At 66.2% G+C, this 299-nt stretch carries 1 protein-coding gene; it reads right to left on the bottom strand.

Going from position 1 to position 299, the window contains the following annotated elements:
* Positions 1-299 (bottom strand): efflux RND transporter permease subunit (locus SB751_RS29400; protein WP_410748950.1); only part of this gene is annotated, 299 nt, incomplete at both ends.

Raw genomic sequence — 299 nt, 5'->3', positions numbered from 1 at the left:
TGGCGCTTTCATAGAGCATGCCCAGCACCAGGTACATGGTGACCACGGCGGCCAGCATCAGCCACAAGGTGTTGGACAGCGAGGCCTGGAAGGCCGATGCCGCGCCTTGCAGCCGCAGTTCGACGCTGGGCGGCATGGCGATGTCCTGCCGCGCGGCCTCGATGGCGGCGTGCAGGGCCGGCAGGTTGGTCTGTTCTGCAATGGCGCGGATCACGTCCAGCACCTTGCCGATTTCCCGTGACTGCTCGGCCAGGGTCTGCACTTGCTGCAGCGCGATGCCGACATCGCTGCTCATGGCC

Origin of the sequence: Cupriavidus sp. SIMBA_020, assembly GCF_046535395.1 — a bacterium.
In the GTDB taxonomy this organism is placed as follows: Bacteria; Pseudomonadota; Gammaproteobacteria; order Burkholderiales; family Burkholderiaceae; genus Cupriavidus; species Cupriavidus campinensis.
Note: the sequence above shows the minus strand (reverse complement) of the source record. Positions and strands in the feature narration are given on the sequence as shown.